15 protein-coding genes and 1 pseudogene are annotated in these 18155 nt (G+C 59.8%); 13 read left to right on the top strand and 3 right to left on the bottom strand.

The features are described from left to right. Positions 1-510: pseudogene (locus KKP04_RS02735) on the bottom strand (hypothetical protein); the annotation flags it as partial. Between the two features lie 364 nt (positions 511-874). Here KKP04_RS02735 and KKP04_RS02730 point away from each other — a divergent pair. Next, entirely contained in the window at positions 875-1096 is a 222-nt protein-coding gene (locus tag KKP04_RS02730; RefSeq protein ID WP_215026275.1) for a zinc ribbon domain-containing protein, read from the top strand. Between the two features lie 4 nt (positions 1097-1100). On the opposite strand, the gene hrpB is transcribed toward KKP04_RS02730, so the two are convergent. Together hrpB and KKP04_RS02720 are read right to left on the bottom strand one after the other, a co-directional pair. Beyond that, positions 1101-3572 carry an ATP-dependent helicase HrpB gene (gene hrpB, locus KKP04_RS02725; protein ID WP_215026272.1) on the bottom strand — a complete coding sequence of 824 codons (2472 nt, stop codon included), beginning with the start codon at positions 3570-3572 and terminating at the stop codon, positions 1101-1103. Between the two features lie 29 nt (positions 3573-3601). Continuing rightward, entirely contained in the window at positions 3602-5224 is a 1623-nt protein-coding gene (locus KKP04_RS02720) for an ABC-F family ATP-binding cassette domain-containing protein (protein ID WP_215026317.1), read from the bottom strand. Between the two features lie 745 nt (positions 5225-5969). On the opposite strand from KKP04_RS02720, the gene asnB reads away from it, so the two are divergent. The 12 genes from asnB (at position 5970) to KKP04_RS02660 (ending at position 18146) form a co-directional block, all read left to right on the top strand. Further along, the gene (asnB, locus tag KKP04_RS02715) at positions 5970-7805 is read left to right on the top strand and encodes an asparagine synthase (glutamine-hydrolyzing) (RefSeq protein WP_215026269.1); all 1836 of its coding nucleotides are present in this window, start codon (positions 5970-5972) and stop codon (positions 7803-7805) included. Further along, entirely contained in the window at positions 7802-8698 is an 897-nt protein-coding gene (locus tag KKP04_RS02710) for an ABC transporter permease (RefSeq protein WP_251133854.1), read from the top strand. Before asnB ends, KKP04_RS02710 begins: the two co-directional genes overlap by 4 nt. A gap of 3 nt (positions 8699-8701) precedes the next feature. Continuing rightward, positions 8702-9997: an ABC transporter ATP-binding protein gene (locus tag KKP04_RS02705; RefSeq protein ID WP_215026266.1), complete on the top strand. Its 1296-nt coding sequence runs from the start codon at positions 8702-8704 to the stop codon at positions 9995-9997. Continuing rightward, the gene (locus tag KKP04_RS02700) at positions 9994-10836 is read left to right on the top strand and encodes a methyltransferase, TIGR04325 family (protein ID WP_215026263.1); all 843 of its coding nucleotides are present in this window, start codon (positions 9994-9996) and stop codon (positions 10834-10836) included. Before KKP04_RS02705 ends, KKP04_RS02700 begins: the two co-directional genes overlap by 4 nt. 38 nt (positions 10837-10874) lie before the next feature. Beyond that, a complete protein-coding gene (locus KKP04_RS02695; RefSeq protein WP_215026260.1) occupies positions 10875-11303 on the top strand; it encodes a hypothetical protein in 429 nt (142 codons plus the stop codon). A 13-nt stretch (positions 11304-11316) separates the two neighbouring features. After that, positions 11317-12063 carry a class I SAM-dependent methyltransferase gene (locus KKP04_RS02690; protein ID WP_215026257.1) on the top strand — a complete coding sequence of 249 codons (747 nt, stop codon included), beginning with the start codon at positions 11317-11319 and terminating at the stop codon, positions 12061-12063. Then, a complete protein-coding gene (locus KKP04_RS02685; protein ID WP_215026253.1) occupies positions 12064-13182 on the top strand; it encodes a DegT/DnrJ/EryC1/StrS aminotransferase family protein in 1119 nt (372 codons plus the stop codon). After that, positions 13175-14164: a hypothetical protein gene (locus tag KKP04_RS02680; protein ID WP_215026250.1), complete on the top strand. Its 990-nt coding sequence runs from the start codon at positions 13175-13177 to the stop codon at positions 14162-14164. The genes KKP04_RS02685 and KKP04_RS02680 overlap by 8 nt, the downstream gene beginning before the upstream one ends. A gap of 64 nt (positions 14165-14228) precedes the next feature. After that, a complete protein-coding gene (locus KKP04_RS02675; protein WP_215026247.1) occupies positions 14229-14381 on the top strand; it encodes a hypothetical protein in 153 nt (50 codons plus the stop codon). Between the two features lie 41 nt (positions 14382-14422). Beyond that, positions 14423-15562: a glycosyltransferase family 4 protein gene (locus KKP04_RS02670; protein WP_215026244.1), complete on the top strand. Its 1140-nt coding sequence runs from the start codon at positions 14423-14425 to the stop codon at positions 15560-15562. 7 nt (positions 15563-15569) lie between these two features. After that, complete coding sequence (locus KKP04_RS02665) at positions 15570-16802, top strand: glycosyltransferase family 4 protein (RefSeq protein ID WP_215026241.1); 1233 nt, start codon at positions 15570-15572, stop codon at positions 16800-16802. Between the two features lie 177 nt (positions 16803-16979). Further along, positions 16980-18146, top strand: coding sequence for a glycosyltransferase (locus KKP04_RS02660; protein ID WP_215026238.1), 1167 nt, complete (start codon positions 16980-16982; stop codon positions 18144-18146). Positions 18147-18155 lie beyond the last annotated feature (9 nt).

Raw genomic sequence — 18155 nt, 5'->3', positions numbered from 1 at the left:
CACAGCTTCCTTCGCGGGCTCGGCGGCGGGCTTCTCAGCGGCGACGGGCTGAACAACCTTCGCAGGCTCGTCCGCCTTGGCGGCCTCGACCGGAGCGGGCTTCTTCGCCTCGTCGGCCTTCACAGCTTCCTTCGCGGGCTCGGCGGCGGGCTTCTCGGCGGCGGCGGGCTGAACAACCTTCGCAGGCTCGTCCGCCTTGACGGCCTCGACCGGAGCGGGCTTCTTCGCCTCGTCGGCCTTCACAGCTTCCTTCGCGGGCTCGGCGGCGGGCTTCTCAGCGGCGACGGGCTGAACAACCTTCGCAGGCTCGTCCGCCTTGGCGGCCTCGACCGGAGCGGGCTTCTTCGCCTCATCGGCCTTCACAGCTTCCTTCGCGGGCTCGGCGGCGGGCTTTTCAGCGGCGGCGGGCTTCGGCGCGGCGGGGTCGGCGCTTTCGGCCGCCGCCGAAACCGTCGGCGCCTTCGCCTCGTCAGGTTCCTGAGCTACCGCCAGCGAAGTGGCGAAGACCATGGCGCATGCGATCCCGAATAGCGCGGGGCGTGGCATAATCCGTGCGTTCATCGATTCGATCCTCGGAGGTTACGGCCGAATTGCTTCGCTAGAGCGTTAGCCTGCGAAAGACGGTCAAATCTTGGCAGCGTTGCCTTGCGCCTGCCGAAATTCAGAAGAAATCGTAAATGGCGTGAGCGATTGGCGTCCTGTGGGCTGCGCGGGCGAGGGAGCGGAGCATCGGCGGACGCCCATCGGCCGCAGTTTCGGCTGGCCCGTTTCATGCAAGCAAGGCGCTTGAATGTGGGTTGCGGAGCGCTTTTCGCTCCAAACCTGTACAAAAATCAAATATTCAGGTCGCGTGACGTGGACCGAGGAGCCTCCAATGCCGCTTTACGGCTTTCATTGTGACAAATGCGACAGCGACGTCGAACTGCTCGTCAGCGCGTCCGCCAAGCCTGCCTGCCCGAACTGCGGCAACGACACCATGTCGCGCCTGATGTCGCGCATCGTCATCCATGGCAAGACAAAGGCCAAGCTCAAGGCGGCGCGCGCTGCGGCCGAGCGCGCAGGCCATCTCAGCAATTTCAGCCCTTCGGAGCGCTGACGCTTCACGTCCCGCGCGGCTTGGCCCGCGCTGTCGGAGCGGCGGAAGCGGGATCGTCGGGCCACGGGTGCCGCGGATAGCGGCCTTTCATCTCGGCCTTGACCGCCGCCCACGATCCCTTCCAGAAGCCCGGCAGGTCGCGCGTGATCTGGATCGGCCGATGCGCGGGCGACAGCAGGTGCAGCGTAAGCGGCAACCTGCCGCCCGCGATGCATGGATGCTGCGTCAGGCCGAACAATTCCTGCACGCGGATATGGAGCGCGGGCGCGCCAGCCGTCTCGTAATCGATGGCGTGGCGGTTGCCGGTGGGCGCCTCGAAATGCGTCGGCGCTTCGTCGTCCATGCGCCGGTTCAGGTGCCACGGCAAAAGCGCGGCGAGCGCCGTGCCCAAATCATCCGCGCCGATTTCGGAAAGCTTCGTCTTGCCGGCGAGGAAAGGCGCGAGCCACGCCGCAGCGGTTTCGCCGAGGGGGGCGTCGGAGAGGTCGGGCCATTCTTCGCCCTCGGCGGCGCGCAGGAAGCCGACGCGATGGCGGAGCTGAAGTTGCGCCTTGCTCCACGGCAGGCGGTCCAGTCCGAGTTTTGCGACGCCTTCAGCGAGCAACCGCGCGGTCGCCTCGCTCACCGCTACCGCGCGCGGCTCGCTTGTCAGCGTGATGGCGTCGAGCCGCCGAACCCGCCGCGCCCGGAGCGCCGCCGCAGCCGGATCGAAGTCGACCTCATCTGCCTCGCGGATGCGGTGTCCTGCGGCTGCGATCACGTCCGCTTCATCGGCCGTCGCCGCGAGCAGGACGCGCGTCGTTGCAGCCGATCCCGACAGCTCGGCCGCGACGATGTAGGGTGAGCGCGCCAGAGGATGCGCGGCGTCCAAGTTGGCGCCGCGTCCGTTGGCGAGGATGAACTGGCCGGGAGCGCCGCGCGCCTTGGCGATCCGCTCCGGAAAGGCGAGCGCCAGCAGCCGCGCGAGCGACAAATTCTCGCGAGGCTGAGTTGGACGGCCCGCGCTTGCCATCCGCCCCCAGCCCGCCGCCAGCTTGCGCATATCGCCCGCGCGCCGCGAGCGGTCGCGGCGGAATGCTTCCAGCCGATGCGCAAGATCGGCGTCGGTGCCGCCAAGCCCGCGTTCCACCATGAGCGCGGCGATTTCGGCCGCATCCTCCGCGTGGCCGAGTTCGGCGGCAGCGATCACCATGCGGGCGAGCCGAGGCGGCAAGGGCAACGACCGGAGCCGCTTGCCCATGTCGGTGATGCGGCCTTTGGCGTCGAGCGCTTCCAACTCCGTCAGTTCTTCGCGCGCGGCGTCGATGGCGGCTGCGGGCGGCGGATCGATCCACGACAGCGAAAGCGGGTCGGTCGCGCCCCATTCGGCGCAATCAAGCAGCAGGCCGGAAAGGTCGGCGGAACGAATTTCCGGCTCGGCGTAAGCGGGCAGGCTCTGGGTCTGCGCCTCGTCCCACAGGCGATAGCAAACGCCGGGTTCGGTGCGGCCCGCGCGACCTCGGCGCTGATCGGCGGCGGCGCGAGACACACGCACGGTTTCGAGGCGCGTCACGCCGACATCCGGCTCGAAACGCGGCACGCGCGCAAGACCGCAGTCGATGACCACGCGCACGCCCTCGATGGTGATCGACGTTTCGGCGATGGAGGTCGCGAGCACGACCTTGCGCGAGTCCGCGCGCGCCGGTTCGAGCGCGAGATCCTGCGCCTTCGCATCCATCGCGCCGTAAAGTGGCGCCACCACGACCACCGGATCGGCGATGCGCTCCTTCAGCCGCTCCTCGACACGGCGGATTTCGCCTTGCCCCGGCAGGAATGCGAGGATGGAGCCCGTCTCGGCTCGCAGCGCACGCATCACTGCGTCCGCCATCTGGTCCTCGATGCGCGCATTGGCGTCGCGGCCGAGATGGCGCGTCTCGACCGGGAATGCGCGGCCTTCGCTCTCGATCACGGGGGCGTCGCCGAGAAGCTTCGCAACCCGGGCGCCGTCTAGCGTCGCCGACATCGGCAGGACACGCAGATCTTCGCGAAGGCCGCGCTGACAGTCGAGCGCCAGGGCAAGGCCGAGGTCCGCGTCGAGCGAGCGCTCATGGAACTCGTCGAACAGCACCGCGCCGACGCCGGAAAGCTCGGGATCGTCGAGGATCATGCGGGTGAACACGCCTTCGGTGACGACCTCGATGCGCGTCTTCGGCCCCGATTTCGAGACCATGCGCGCGCGAAGCCCGATCCGCTCGCCGACGGCCTCCGATAGCGTATGCGCCATGCGCTCGGCCGCTGCCCGCGCGGCGATGCGGCGCGGCTCCAGCACGAGGATCTTGCCGCCCTGAAGCCAGCCTTCGTCGATGAGCGCGAGCGGTACGCGCGTCGTCTTGCCGGCTCCCGGCGGCGCGACGAGCACAGCCGACGCGCGCGCGGCGAGCGCGCCCTGCAACGCGTCGAGAACGTCGTCAATCGGCAGCGGTGTTGCGAACTTCATGGCGTCGTATCGAGCGGGCGCGTTCGCCGTCAGCTATGCAGGCCGGGCGCCTCATGGCCCGTGCGCGCGACATATTCCGTGTAGCCGCCATTATAAATATGCACGCCCTCGGGTGTCAGTTCGAGCACGCGGTTTGACAGGCCAGCGAGAAAATGGCGGTCATGCGAGACGAACAGCATCGTGCCCTCATATTGCGCGAGCGCCTTGATGAGCATTTCCTTCGTTGCCATGTCGAGATGGTTGGTGGGTTCGTCGAGCACGAGGAAGTTCGGCGGATCGAACAGCATGATAGCCATCGCGAGTCGCGCCTTCTCACCGCCCGACAGCACGCGGCATTTCTTTTCGACATCGTCGCCGGAGAAGCCGAAGCATCCCGCGAGCGTGCGCAGCGTCCCCTGTCCCGCCTGCGGGAACGCATGTTCGAGAGACTGGAAAATCGTCGCGTCGCCGTCGAGCGTTTCCATCGCGTGCTGGGCGAAATAACCCATCTTCACACTGGCGCCGATGGTCACCGAGCCCTGATCGGGCTCGCTCGCGCCAGCGACCAGTTTCAGCAGCGTCGACTTGCCAGCGCCGTTGACGCCCATCACGCACCACCGCTCCTTGCGCCGGATCGCGAAATCGAGGCCCTCGTAGATGATCTTGCTGCCGTAGCGCTTGTGAATGGCCTTGAGCGCCACGACGTCGTTGCCGGAGCGCGGCGCGGGCGGGAAATCGAATTGCACGCTCTGGCGCCGCCGGGGCGGCTCGACGCGGTCGATCTTTTCGAGCTTCTTGACGCGGCTCTGCACCTGCGAGGCGTGGCTGGCGCGCGCCTTGAAGCGTTCGATGAACTTGATTTCCTTGGCCAGCATCGCCTGCTGGCGTTCGAATTGCGCCTGTTGCTGCTTCTCGGCGAGTTCGCGCTGCTGCGCGTAGAACTCGTAGTCGCCGGAGTAGCTTGTGAGCGAGCCGCCGTCGATTTCGACGATCTTGTTGACGATGCGGTTCATGAACTCGCGGTCGTGCGAGGTCATCAAGAGCGCGCCGTCGTAGTTCTTGAGGAACTGTTCGAGCCAGATCAGGCTTTCGAGGTCGAGATGGTTGCTCGGCTCGTCCAGAAGCATCGCGTCGGGGCGCATCAGGAGGATCCGCGCGAGAGCGACGCGCATCTTCCAGCCGCCGGAAAGCTTGCCGACATCGCCGTCCATCATCTCCTGGCTGAAGGAGAGTCCGGCGAGCACTTCGCGCGCGCGGGCTTCGAGGGCGTAGCCGTCGAGTTCCTCGAAATGGTGAAGGACTTCGCCGTAGCGCTCGATGATCGCGTCCATCTCGTCGGCGCGGTCGGGGTCCGCCATGGCGGCCTCAAGCTCCCTGAGTTCTTCCGCAACCGCGCTGACGGGGCCCGCGCCGTTCATGACCTCGATCACGGCGCTATGGCCGGACATCTCGCCGACATCCTGATTGAAATAGCCGATGGTGGTGCCGCGATCGATCGCCACCTGACCTTCGTCCGGCTCATCCTGTCCGGTGATCATTCGGAACAGGGACGACTTGCCCGCCCCGTTGGGACCGACGAGGCCAGCCTTTTCGCCTTTCAGGAGCGACGCCGAAGCCTCGATGAACAGCAGGTGATTGCCGTGCTGCTTGCTGATGTTTTCGAGACGAACCATGACCACCGGCGATGCTGAGAAATCCTCGGATGCGCTGTCGCGCTCGGCGCTGCCTGCGCGCGCTTCGCCACTCTTATGCCACGGGAGAGGCGTGGTGCCAGCGAGAAATAAACGGCCGCGCGAACGGACAGGGAGCAGGGACCTTGTCGGCGCTCGGACCCGCTCCGCGCGGCGTCGTCCCGTGGAACCGCGACGTAAAGCCGAAGCGTCGGATTGGAAGGGCATAGCCGAATTATCAACAGGACGTTGAAAAAGCCGATACGAGCATTGCCTATCTTGATATAATCGTCTAGAAGTTCGGAAATTCTTCGGTGATTTCGGTGATCGACGAGCAAAAGACAGTATCGTTCGTGATGTGTTTCAGTGCTGCATAGCTATCCTTCTCTCGTGTCGCATCGGAGACAGATAGCGTGGTACATTAAACGCTTATGTCCAACATTGTTTATTATGTAGTATCTCAGCCAAGTAGTCTAGATCGGAGTGTGGAGTTGAGATATTACCTTATATTCGCATTTTGCATATATGCGGAAACATGATTACTTCGGGTGATCGTATCTGACCCGAAGTGCGGTTTCGGTCTCGGGACACTTGGCGGGTATCCAGCCACCACCTGATCCAAAACAACACTGCACAGCGAGGCGGCTGCATTGGAAGATCGCAGGACAAACCCAGTGGCTTGGCACCGGCCGACATGAAACCGACAGCGCCAGTCGAATATCAACCGAAACACCTCTCGTGACCCGAAATGTGCGGCATTAATGGTATTTTTTCTTACGGCGACTCGGCTGATCCCGTTGATCGAAGCGAGTTGATCCGCACCCGCGACCACATGGCGAAGCGCGGTCCCGACGCGGAAGGGTTTTGGCTGAGAGACGATTGCCGCGTCGGGCTGGGCCACCGCAGGTTGTCGATCATCGATCTCACGGAAGCAGGCGCCCAGCCCATGGTCGGTGCCGACGGGCGGCGTGTCGTGACCTTCAACGGTGAGATATACAATTATCGAGATTTACGCCAGCGGCTGGAGCGACAAGGACACCGCTTCCAAAGCAACTCGGATACGGAGGTTCTGCTGCACCTCTACGCGGAGAAGGGGGCCGCGATGGTGCATGACCTGCGCGGTATGTTCGCCTTTGCGATATGGGATGCCGAGCGTCAGAATCTCTTTCTTGCGCGTGATCCCTATGGCATCAAGCCGCTATATTATGCCGATGACGGTTCGACGTTCCGGTTTGCGAGTCAGGTCAAGGCGCTCCTTGCAGGCAACAATATTTCGAGGGAGCACGATCCGGCGGGTCAGGCGGGCTTTTTTCTCTGGGGTAATATCCCGGAGCCGTTGACCTTATATAAAGCTATACGCGCGCTCCCCGCCGGGACCACACTTACCGTCAGCGGAAAGGGTGTAGCAGGTCCCGAAAGTTATTATTCGATCGCCCGAATCTATGCCGATGCCGAAAGATCGCAGTGTCCGGGCGCGTCCGACTGGCGGGAAGATTTTCGCGAGGCGCTGCTTGACAGCGTGCGTCATCATCTCGTGGCCGATGTCCCCGTCGGCGCATTTCTTTCCGCCGGTGTGGATTCCGGGGCCCTTGTCGGTCTCATGCGGGATGCCGGTCAGGAAGACATTCAGACCGTGACCCTGGCTTTCGACGAGTTCAGGGAGAGCCCGAACGACGAGGCGCCGCTCGCCGAAACAGTTGCCCGGCTTTACGGTACCCGCCACACAACCCGAAGGGTTTCCGAAGCCGAATTCAAGGCAGACCTTCCTCGTATTCTCGACGTCATGGATCAGCCGTCGATCGATGGCGTCAACACGTGGTTCGTTTCGAAGGCAGCTCACGAACTCGGACTCAAAGTCGCGTTGTCCGGTTTGGGCGGTGACGAACTGTTCGGAGGTTATCCATCGTTCCGCGACGTGCCGAGGGCTGTGCAACTGATCGGAGCGCCGTCACGTTTGCCGCGGTTTGGCAGACTTGCCCGCAAGGTCGGCGAGGGGTTCGCAGGACTGCTTGGCCTGAACCCTAAACTGGCCGGGCTTGCCGAATTGGGTGGAACTTACGCGGGAGCATATCTCTTGCGGCGCGGTCTCTTCATGCCATGGGAACTCCAGAACATATTGGGCCGCGATCTCGCCGGCGAAGGTCTACGCCGCCTCGCACCGCTGATGCGTGTCGAAGGTGAGCTTACTCCCTGCCCCCGATCACCCCATGCAAGAGTGGCGATTCTCGAGTCGTCGCTTTACATGCGCAACCAACTGTTGCGCGATACCGACTGGGCGAGCATGGCGCACTCTCTCGAAGTGCGCGTCCCCTTGGTCGACAGCGTCCTGCTGGCCAGACTGGCACAGCACCTGATTGCGCTGCCTTCCGATGGCGTTGCATTCAAGGAAGCCTTGGCGCACAGCCCCTCGACTGCGTTGCCGTCATCGATAACACGGCGTCGAAAGACCGGTTTCTCGACACCTGCGAGCCACTGGATTTCGAGCCTCGATACTATCTCTCCGGCCAACAGCCGGTCAGTCGGCCCGAGTGGCGCCGGTTCGCGCACATGGTCAAGAATCGTACTGGCGGGGGCAACCGTATGAGCCTTGCGGAACAGCATTCGACCCGATCGATGCATGGGGCAGAGCCGCGTGACGCCGGAAGGTCTCACTCGGAACGCCTTGTCATTCTGGAGGCGGGGCGCGCCGAGCGGAATTACTGGTCCGATCTCTGGCACTATCGGGAGTTGTTCGCCATTCTCGCATGGCGCGACGTCGCGGTGCGCTACAAGCAGACGGCGATCGGTGTGCTATGGGCGGTCATACGACCGTTCCTGACCATGGTGGTGTTCACGGTCATTTTCAGCAAGGTCGCCGGCCTGCCGAGTGCGGGCGCGGCGCCCTACGCGGTGATGGTCTTTGCCGGCATGTTACCCTGGTTTCTATTTTCAAGCGTTCTCTCGGAAGCCTCCAACAGCCTGATCGGCAACGCCAACCTGATCTCGAAAGTCTATTTCCCCCGCCTCGTTATTCCGTGTGCATCCGCCGTCGTCGCGCTCGTCGATTTCCTGATAAACCTTGCCCTGCTGGCGCTGATCATGGCCTGGTACGGCTTCTTGCCCGGGTGGCAAATCATCTTCCTGCCGGCTTTCGTTCTTCTAGCCATCGTCGCCAGTCTCGGGCCGGCGCTCTGGATCACAGCCCTCAACGTCAAGTACCGCGATTTTCGCTACATCATTCCGTTTATCGTACAATTCGGCCTTTACGTATCGCCTGTCGGCTTTACCAGCGCGGTTGTTCCCGATGAGTGGCGCTTCCTGTACAGCCTCAATCCGATGGTCGGCGTCATCGACGGCTTCCGCTGGTGCCTGCTCGGCGGAGAAAGCCCGCTCTACATGCCCGGCTTCGTGATGAGCCTGGCTGTCGTCGCCTTCTTCTTGTGGTTCGGCATCCGATATTTCCGGAAAACCGAAAAGACATTCGCGGATATGGTATAGTCTATGAGCGATATTGTCATTCGAGCAGAAAATCTCGGCAAGCACTATCTGATCGGCCATGAGACCGACCGTGAGCGCTACACTGCGCTTCGCGATGTTGTCGGCCGCTCCGTAAAGGGCATGGTTCGCTCGGCCAAGGATATGCTGCGTGGTAGTCAGCTCATAACCGGCGACGAAGTCGAAGAGTTCTGGGCGCTGCAAGACGTCAACTTCGAGGTCCGGCGCGGCGAAGTCGTCGGGATTATCGGGCGGAACGGCGCCGGCAAGTCGACGTTGCTAAAGATCCTTTCACGTATCACCGAGCCGAGCGCGGGGCGTGTCGAGATCAAGGGGCGCGTCGCGAGCTTGCTCGAAGTCGGCACCGGCTTTCATCCCGAATTGACCGGGCGCGAAAACATCTTCCTCAACGGTGCCATCCTCGGCATGAGCCGCTCCGAGATCAAACGCAAGTTCGATGAGATCGTCGCCTTCGCCGAGGTAGAAAAATTCCTCGACACTCCAGTAAAGCGCTATTCCTCGGGCATGTATGTCCGGCTTGCCTTCGCCGTCGCGGCGCATCTCGAACCCGAGATCCTGGTCGTCGACGAGGTACTCGCGGTTGGCGATGTCGAGTTTCAGAAGAAATGCCTCGGCAAGATGCAGTCGGTGGCCGCTGTCGGGCGTACCGTGCTTTTCGTCAGCCACAATATCGGGGCCATAAAGTCCCTCTGCTCCAGCGCAGCCTTGCTTCGCGAGGGGCGTATGGAGTTCCGCGGCTCAACGAGCGAAGCAATATCGATGTATTTGAATATGGCGGCGAACCGTGCCTCGACGAACGATACGCATTGGCGGCGAACCGGTTCGGGTCAGGCGCGCGTCCGCAGCATCGCCATCCGTGACGGCGATGGTAACGACACGTCTACGATCGGAATGGGTGGCACTTTGGAAATTGAATTCAGCGTCGAGTTTCTCGAACGAGTAACGAATCCAATTTTCGGCGTGAATGTGGTCACCGCGACCGGCGTGAGAGTCGCCGACTGCCGTACATCGCATTACGATCTCAAATTCGGCGTTGTCGAGGGTGTCGTCACGGTGAAAATGAGGATGGAAAACGTCCTGCTCTATCCACGACTGTACTTTGTCGACCCATGGGTAACCGACGCGGCATGTCTTAGCAATTTCGATTGGGTTGAAAGCGCGGCTGAGTTCGAAGTTCTTGCGGGGCATCCATCCTATGGCGGGACGACCGTAACGGCCGACCATGGGATCGTCTTCCTACCCACCTCGTGGATGGTCAAGAATGAGGAGTGCCATCAATGATCACGGCAGCGGGCAAGCAGTTCTTCAAAAGCATAACCCCACCTATTCTTGTCGATATTGCGAGGGACTGGCGGCGCGCTCCTGCGGGTGCCGGCGGGTTTGAAGGGCCATTCGGGGATTGGAACGCGGCGGTTGCTAATTCAACTGGCTGGGATGCGCCGGTCATAACCGAAAAGACCCGTGACATCTCGCGGGCCGTCCGGGATGGAAACATCAGGTTCCAGCAGGATACCATCGCTCGCAACTCCGTCGTCTATTCAAGTGCAATACTTGCGTTCCTTGTCATGGCGATCCAGGAGAGCAATGGGGCGGTGGACATCCTGGATTTCGGCGGATCGCTCGGAACGAACTACATTCAAAACAGGGCTATCATAGCCAACGCTGTCTCGGAGCATCGATGCAACTGGGTCATTGTGGAGAGACCCGATATTGTCCGGATCGGGCGGGACGAGTTTGAACGGGACGGCGTGCGCTTTTTCGAAACTCTGGACGAGGCGTCTGCCACATTGGGACGGCTCCCTGCTTCCGTGCTGTTCAGCGGTTCCCTTCAATATCTAGACGCGCCCATGAGCATAATCGACCGGCTTGTCGCATCCGATGTTCGCATCATCGGGATCGACAGGTTGCTCATGTCGGAACAGCCGGAGCATGAAATTTTCGTTCAACGCCCGGATCCAGAAAAGTACTATTCTGCCTCCTACCCGGTCTGGGCGATATCGCGCAAGAGATTTGCGGAAGAGATGTCATCTCGCGGCTACGCCCTGATAGCCGAGTTTCCACAAAGCATGGCCGGGCCATTTCGTCATTACGGAATGATGTTCTCGGCGAATAGACAATAGCTGCACATGGGAATTCCATTATCGAAGCGGTTCGACCGATGATTGAAAGAATAGTATATAATACGCTCGAACTCGCTATCGTCGTTCGGCGATCCTTTACCGCTCAGGGCATCGGTTTCTTTACACCGGACACCTGCTCGCAGCAGCTCGGCTATATGAATCGCGCCGCCGGCCACGTCATCCCCCCGCACGTTCACAATCCAGTTTCACGACAGGTGGAGTACACCACAGAAGTCTTGTTTATCAGGAGCGGCCGTTTGCGTGTCGATTTCTATGGCGAAGACCAGCAATACCTTGAGAGCACGATCCTGGAAGCCGGCGATGTCATCCTGCTCGCTCGTGGCGGCCACGGCTTTGAAATGCTGGAGCCGACCGAGATCATCGAGGTCAAGCAGGGCCCATATGCGGGCGATGCCGACAAGAGCCGGTTCGAGCCGAACCTTCCCACCGAGCTGAAATACCGCTGAGGAGCGCTCGCCGATGGCCGACGTTTTTGATGCATACAGTCGTTACTACGATCTCCTCTACCGAGACAAGGACTACGTCTCGGAGGCAGACTATATCGCACGGCTGCTCAAGGCATACGGCAGTGGAAGAGAACTGCTGGAATTCGGCTCGGGGACCGGGCGCCATGGTCGGCTCTTCGCTGAACGGGGTTATCGAGTCCTGGGGATCGAGCGGAGCCCCGAGATGATCGCGGCGTCCACCGAAACAGAGGGCTTTTCCTGTCGGCAAGGAGATGTCTGCACTCTCGATCTCGGCTATCGATTCGATGCAGTTTTGGCGTTGTTTCATGTTGTTTGCTACCAGACCTCGAACTCGGCTGTTTGCGCCTTGTTCGACCGAGCGGCTTTACACTTGAAGCAAGGCGGGATCTTTATCTTCGATGTCTGGTACAGTCCGGCCGTTTACTCTCAGAAGCCAGCCGTGCGGGTCAAGCGGATATCAGACGCGACGACCGAGATAACCCGCATCGCAGAGCCATACCCGCGCCCGAACGAGAATGTCGTGGACGTGAACTATCTGGTGTTTGTCGAAGACGTCAAATCGGGAGGCGTTCAGAAGGTCGATGAGACACATCCCATGCGTCATTTTTCCCTGCCTGAACTTGACCTTATCGCCGAGCACAGCGGCTTTGAAAGAGTGGCGGCTGAAGAATTTCTGACCGGGCAGAAGCCGGGCGAGAATACCTGGGGCGTTTGTATCGTGATGAAGAAGGTACGCTAGATGGACTTCATTCCGGTCAATGAGCCACTGCTCGATGGCAATGAGAAAGCCTATCTCAACCAGTGCATCGAGACTGGCTGGATTTCATCCGAGGGGCCTTTCGTTCGAGAGTTCGAGGATAAATTTGCGGCGCGGTGCGGCAGAAAACACGGAATCGCCGTGGCTAATGGAACGGCCGCCCTCGATGCGGCTGTCGAGGCTTTGGGAATTGGACCCGGCGATGAGGTCATCCTTCCCGCCTTTACGATCATTTCGTGCATCGCTCAGATCGTCCGGTCCGGCGCAAAACCGGTTCTCGTCGATGCCGATCCCATTACATGGAACATGGACGTCTCTCAAATCGAGAGCCGTATCACGCAGCACACAAAAGCGATCATGGTCGTCCATACCTATGGGTTGCCGGTCGACATGGACCCGGTGCTGGCTTTGGCGCGCCGGCATAATCTGCGTGTCATTGAAGATGCAGCCGAGGCACACGGACAGACCTATCGCGGCAAGCCCTGCGGCAGCTTCGGCGACCTCAGCGTTTTCAGTTTCTACCCCAACAAGCACGTGACGACGGGCGAAGGCGGGATGATCCTGACCGATGACGATGAGCTTGCCGAGATATGCCGCAGCCTCAGGAACCTTTGCTTTCAGCCCCATGCGCGTTTCGTGCACGAACGTTTGGGGTGGAATCTGAGAATGACCAACCTGCAGGCCGCGATCGGCCTCGCCCAACTCGAAAGGCTGGATGGATTCGTCGCCCGCAAGCGCTCGATGGGGCGGTTGTACACGGAACTTCTCGCCGACATACGCGGAATTCAGCTTCCTTTGGACGCAACAGACTACGCCGATAACATTTATTGGGTCTTTGGCTTGGTGATCGAGACATCCAGACAACTGAGCGCGGCAGCGGCGATGAAGGCGTTGGCACAAAAACGCGTCGGCACGCGTCCTTTCTTCTGGCCCATGCATGAGCAGCCTGTATTTAGCCGAATGGGCCTGTTCGCGAAAGACGACCATCCAACAGCCTCCCGTATAGCTCGCCAAGGCTTCTATATTCCCAGTGGCTTGGCTCTCACACCATCCCAAGCTGCGGAAGTCGCCGAACGAGTCAGGGCTGTATTCAATGCTTGAAGTTCCAACTACGCCAAAACGCGTCGTCGTAATACAGTATCGTTGGTGTATCCAGAGTTACACACGCGATCTTATATATTATCTCTCCGACCACGGTTACCTCGTTACGCTTTTCATAGATAAAGCATCCTTGGAACACGGGGTCATCAATAGTGAAAAATTAAGAAACTCCAACGTTGATATTATTGAATTATGCGATCAAAGCTCGCAGAACGTAACCCTTTGGGATCGCTTGAAGTCAAGAGCGAAGAGGGAGGTATTGGCCCGCCTTTCCAACCCATTAAGCCTCCTCGATGGCTCGGATTTCGAATTTGTCTCGCTATGGATGCAAACGCACAGAGACGAAACAATCGCCATTATCGGAATTGAAAAGCTCGGCCTGATTTTTGCGGGCGCAATCGCGGATAAATATAGCGTTCCTTACATTTATTATAGCCTTGAACTATATTTTAGAGAACTTTCAGATGCGAGCATCTTTCAGCAGCAGGTTGCTTTCGAGTGCATGTATCATAAAGGTGCTATCGCAACACTCATTCAAGACGAGTTTCGCGGCGAGGCTCTGTTCAAGCACAACATTGTCTCTTCTCAACCGAAAATATTCATTCCGATAGGTGTGCCGACGCTTCCGAAGGCTGAGTCCAGTTCTTACTGGCATCGAAAATTCGACCTACCAGAAGATAGCCGAATTTTCCTGTATTTCGGAACCCTTGCCTTGCGACCGAGATGTCTCGACGCCTTGATCGACGCATGGGCCGGATGCCCAGCCGCTTACGTTCTTGTTCTGCACGGCGTCGGCGATCCAGCGGAAATAAGGGAATTTTGCGAACAGCGCCGGCTTCGCAATGTGTTCGTTTCCGCAGACGTGGTGCCGGAGGAACAGATCCGGGAATTGGTCGCCAGCGCGGATGTCGGAATCTGCATTTACAAGAACACAACGGTGAATGAAAGGCTGACCGCTTTCTCGTCTCATATCGAGCTTTGATGAAATAGCTACAGTCGCATCTGATATCATAGAAAATCGGGTTGCGTTTTCGAGGGAGGCCAGGATGGCGTTTGACGATATATACGCCAACGAAATATCTTTTCCTAAACTGCTGCATTTTCTGGAGGGACTTGCGACCCATCGTTCAACAGATAATTGCAATTTTATTGAAGAGCGTCAAGTAACGACACCAGTGGTGGCGTCTGCCAAAGTGTGAACATGCCTTAAGCCGAGACAGTAGCCGATAGGGGCGCCGGGATGGTGAAGCCATCTTCACGAATATTGTACGTTACTGATGGTATCGCGCCATGGGTCGTTGGTGGCATGCAAACCGTCGCACGCCGACAGATCGAATGGCTCGGCACAGCCGGCTTCGAGGTCATCGCCGTTGTGAGCCATGCTCGACCGCCTGCGGATGCGGACGTTCCCGCGCAAATTGTCCACATGGAGTGGCCCGTGGGATCGGCGGTCGGCAAGTTTAGCCCTTGGAATTATGCGAAGCAGCTTCAGGCGTTCAGCAGAGCCGTTTCCGACGTGGCCGATGATATCCGGCCAGATCTCGTTTATTCGGAAGGTCCACTGGTGGAGGATTACTTGCGGCGTGAGCGTGGAATCCGCGCGCCTATCATTTTCCACCCTCATGGACTTGAGATGTTTCAAAACACGGGATCGTTCGTGATGAACGCTCGTCTCAGGGCGCTTCGACCGCTCATGCGCCGTCATATCTTCGGGGCGGATGTCACAATCAGCCAAGGCGGGCGGATCAACGATATTCTCGAGCGTATCCGGCCTGACTCATCGCATATCGTTTTTCAGCCAAATTGCGTTCCGGCTGGCTTTCTGCTTGCCGGCGAGCCCCGAGCCCTGCCGCGCGGGCGGTTTCTGTTCGTCGGGAGGGATGCAGGGCGCAAAGGGCTTCCGGTCCTGCTCAGGGCCGTTGCTGCCTGCCCCGATGCCACTCTTGATGTCGTCGGCGTTAACCGGAGCACGCAACAGCCGAGAGTACGTTTTCACGGGGTGATCAAGGAACGCGACAAGCTCCGCGAATGCTTTGATAAAGCGGATTTTCTCGTCGTACCGAGTTACGCCGAGGGCATGCCGACGGTCATCCTCGAAGCTTTCGGCGCGGGCTTGCCGGTAATCGCGACCGATGTCGGTGCAGTCGCGGAACTTGTTCGTCCGGGAAAGAGCGGCTTTCTGTCGGCGCCCGGCGATCACAAGGCGCTTGCCGAAGTCATGATGCAAGCCTGCGCCATGACCCGCGAGCAATACTCCGCCATGTCGGCATATGCATTGCGGCTTGCACGCGACGAATTCGGACCGGATCGGGTCCGTGCATGTTTTCTGGAGCTAATTCAAAATCAGATCGAGCCCGCCCGTGCCCATGAATTCCAATAACGAGCCCATGACTACTTCGCACCCTCGGCTTTATTACCTTGACGATATTCCGACGCCTTATCGGCTCGGACTGCATCGCCGTATCGCACAGGATTGGCCCGGACCATTCAAGATCGCCTTCTCCGCAGAGAGCGAACCCGGGCGTTCCTGGTCGTTCGATTTTTCCGGCCTCGATTGGGAAATTCTTCAGGGGCGTCAGTGGCGGCCGAGCGGGCAGATCAATCCGTTTTCGTTCAAATGGAACCCGGGCGTGGTTCGATCGCTCTCGGCCTTTCGTCCGGATGCAGTTGTGCTTTGCGGTTATGTGCATCCGACCATGATGAGAGCCGCGCGGTGGTGCATTGCTCGAAATATTCCCTATGCCGTTACTTGCGAGACGAGTTGCCGGAGTTCGACAAGCTCCGGCTGGCGATGGCACGCAAAGCGCTTGGCCGTTTCATGGATCGTACGGAATATGTCTTTTGGCCTCCCCGTCGGAAAAGAGGCGGCCGATTACCTGCGAAAGCTCGGTCCTACTGGCGCTCCGATGTATTTCTTTCCAAATACGCCCGACACGACCTTGCATCTCGAAGAGAGTGAGCGAATGAAGGAGCCCGGCGCCGACCTTGCACTGCGGGCGCAACTGGGCATTCCTCAGGGGACGAAGCTCTTTCTCATGGTGGGGCGGCTGATCGAAGCCAAGCGGCCTCTCGACGCAATCCGGTCCTTCCAGCGAAGCGGCCTGGATGATCGGTCCAATCTCGTCCTTGTCGGGGACGGGCCTTTGATGGAGGCCTGCCGATCTCTGGCTGCGGGCGATCCGCGGATCATGTTCACGGGATGGTTGAGCGAGCCGAAGAAACTGGCATCCCTGATGGCAATATCGACCGCGCTGATACTCCCTTCCGAGCACGAGCCCTGGGGGGCAGTCGTCAACGAAGCGATGGCTGCGGGGATTCCGGTCATCGCCTCAGATCAGGTCGGCGCCGCTCTGGAAATTGTCGAGGACGGCGTCGATGGCTTCGTGATCCGTGTGGGCGCCCTCGACGAATACGCCGCCGCAATGAAAGCGCTGGCCGGCGATCCCGACCGCCAGAAGCGTATGGGCGCAGCAGCTCAAGTGCAAGCGTTGAGTAAAGGCGAAGGTTTCGCGGTAGGCAATCTGATCGCGGGCGCGCTGGAAAGTATCCGCGCGGCAAACCCGCCGGTCATAAGCCCAAGGTCCCCGGATATGCCCACATTGCGGTCGCTGCAATCATAGTCGTTATTGCCTGAGGGGAAGCGCCATGCCTGAAAAGTCGTCTTGTTTACGGCTCGGCCAGAACTCTGGGACTGGAGCCCCGCTGTCGGCGAACAGAGACGTATCGCCGATCAATATTATGCGCCCACCCTCCGCTCGCATGCAACCTGATCCAAGTCAATGCGCCCCTGAACTGATATGAAAATCGCGTATGTCACAGAATGGTCGCCGTTCGCGCCCACAGGCGTCCTCCGAAAAATGCTCGGCCAGATATCTTCATGGAAGGCCGCCGGCCATGAGGCGCACATTTTCTCTCTCACCCCCCTCCATCGCAAACCTGGCGCATTCGAATTCGACAGGCATGGCGAGATTATCGGCTGCATCCGGCAGGATCATCTGGAGCGTTTCCGCCACGCGCGACTTGGCTTCGTAAACAAGCTGCTCAGTGCCCCTACGCTCGCCGGCGCTGTCGGCGCTTACCGGCCGGATGTGATCTATTACCGCCAGAACGGACCCTGGTATCCGGGGATCGGCGCGGTCTTGCGTCTCGCCCCGACAGTAGCGGAGCTGAACGGGAACATCGCCCAGGAGGTTGTTTGGGGACGGGCCAATGCGCTCTATCGCTCGTGGACGCAAGGCAGACTGTGGCGACACGTTCACGGCTTCGTTTCGGTCTCGTACGATATCGCATCGGAGTACCGTCAATTCGGGAAGCCGATCGCCGTCATTCCGAACAGCATGTGGGGACCACCGCAGCTAACTAAGGCGAGCGCCAACATGGCGCCCGCCTTCGTGTTTGTCGGCTCCCAGCTCGCCGATAATGGCGCATGGCATGGCGTAGATAAAATCATGCGACTCGCCCGTGCGATGCCCGCCTCCCGTTTCAACATTGTCGGCCTTACGCGCGCCGACACGCCGGATCTTTCGCCTCCGCCAAACGTGTTCTTCCACGGGCCGCTCTTTGGTGAACAGCTTGAAGCGATCTATCGGAATAGCGACGTCGGCATAGGTACGCTCGCCCTGCACCGACGCTTCATGGACACGAATTCGGCGCTAAAGCCGCTTGAATACCTGATGTATGGCCTTCCCGTTATCCTCGGCTATCGCGAGACTGAAGAGCGACTGAACAATGCAGACTACGCGCTTCTGATCGGCAACCACGAGCAAAACGTTACAGACAACCTCGAAGCGATTGCCGCGTTTGCCGAGTTCTGGCGTGGACGCCGGGTAACTGCCGATCTCGGCTACCTGTCAGGTGAGCAGATCGAGCAGCGGCGGCTCGCATTCCTGGCAAGAATTGCGAACGGGGTAAGCCGTCTAGATCAGCCTGCGTTTAATTGGGCTCGATTTGACCAGAAAAGCTGATCGACAACA

Source organism: Rhodomicrobium sp. Az07, from assembly GCF_018619475.1.
GTDB lineage: Bacteria > Pseudomonadota > Alphaproteobacteria > Rhizobiales > Rhodomicrobiaceae > Rhodomicrobium.
This window is presented reverse-complemented; position numbering and strand designations above follow the sequence as displayed.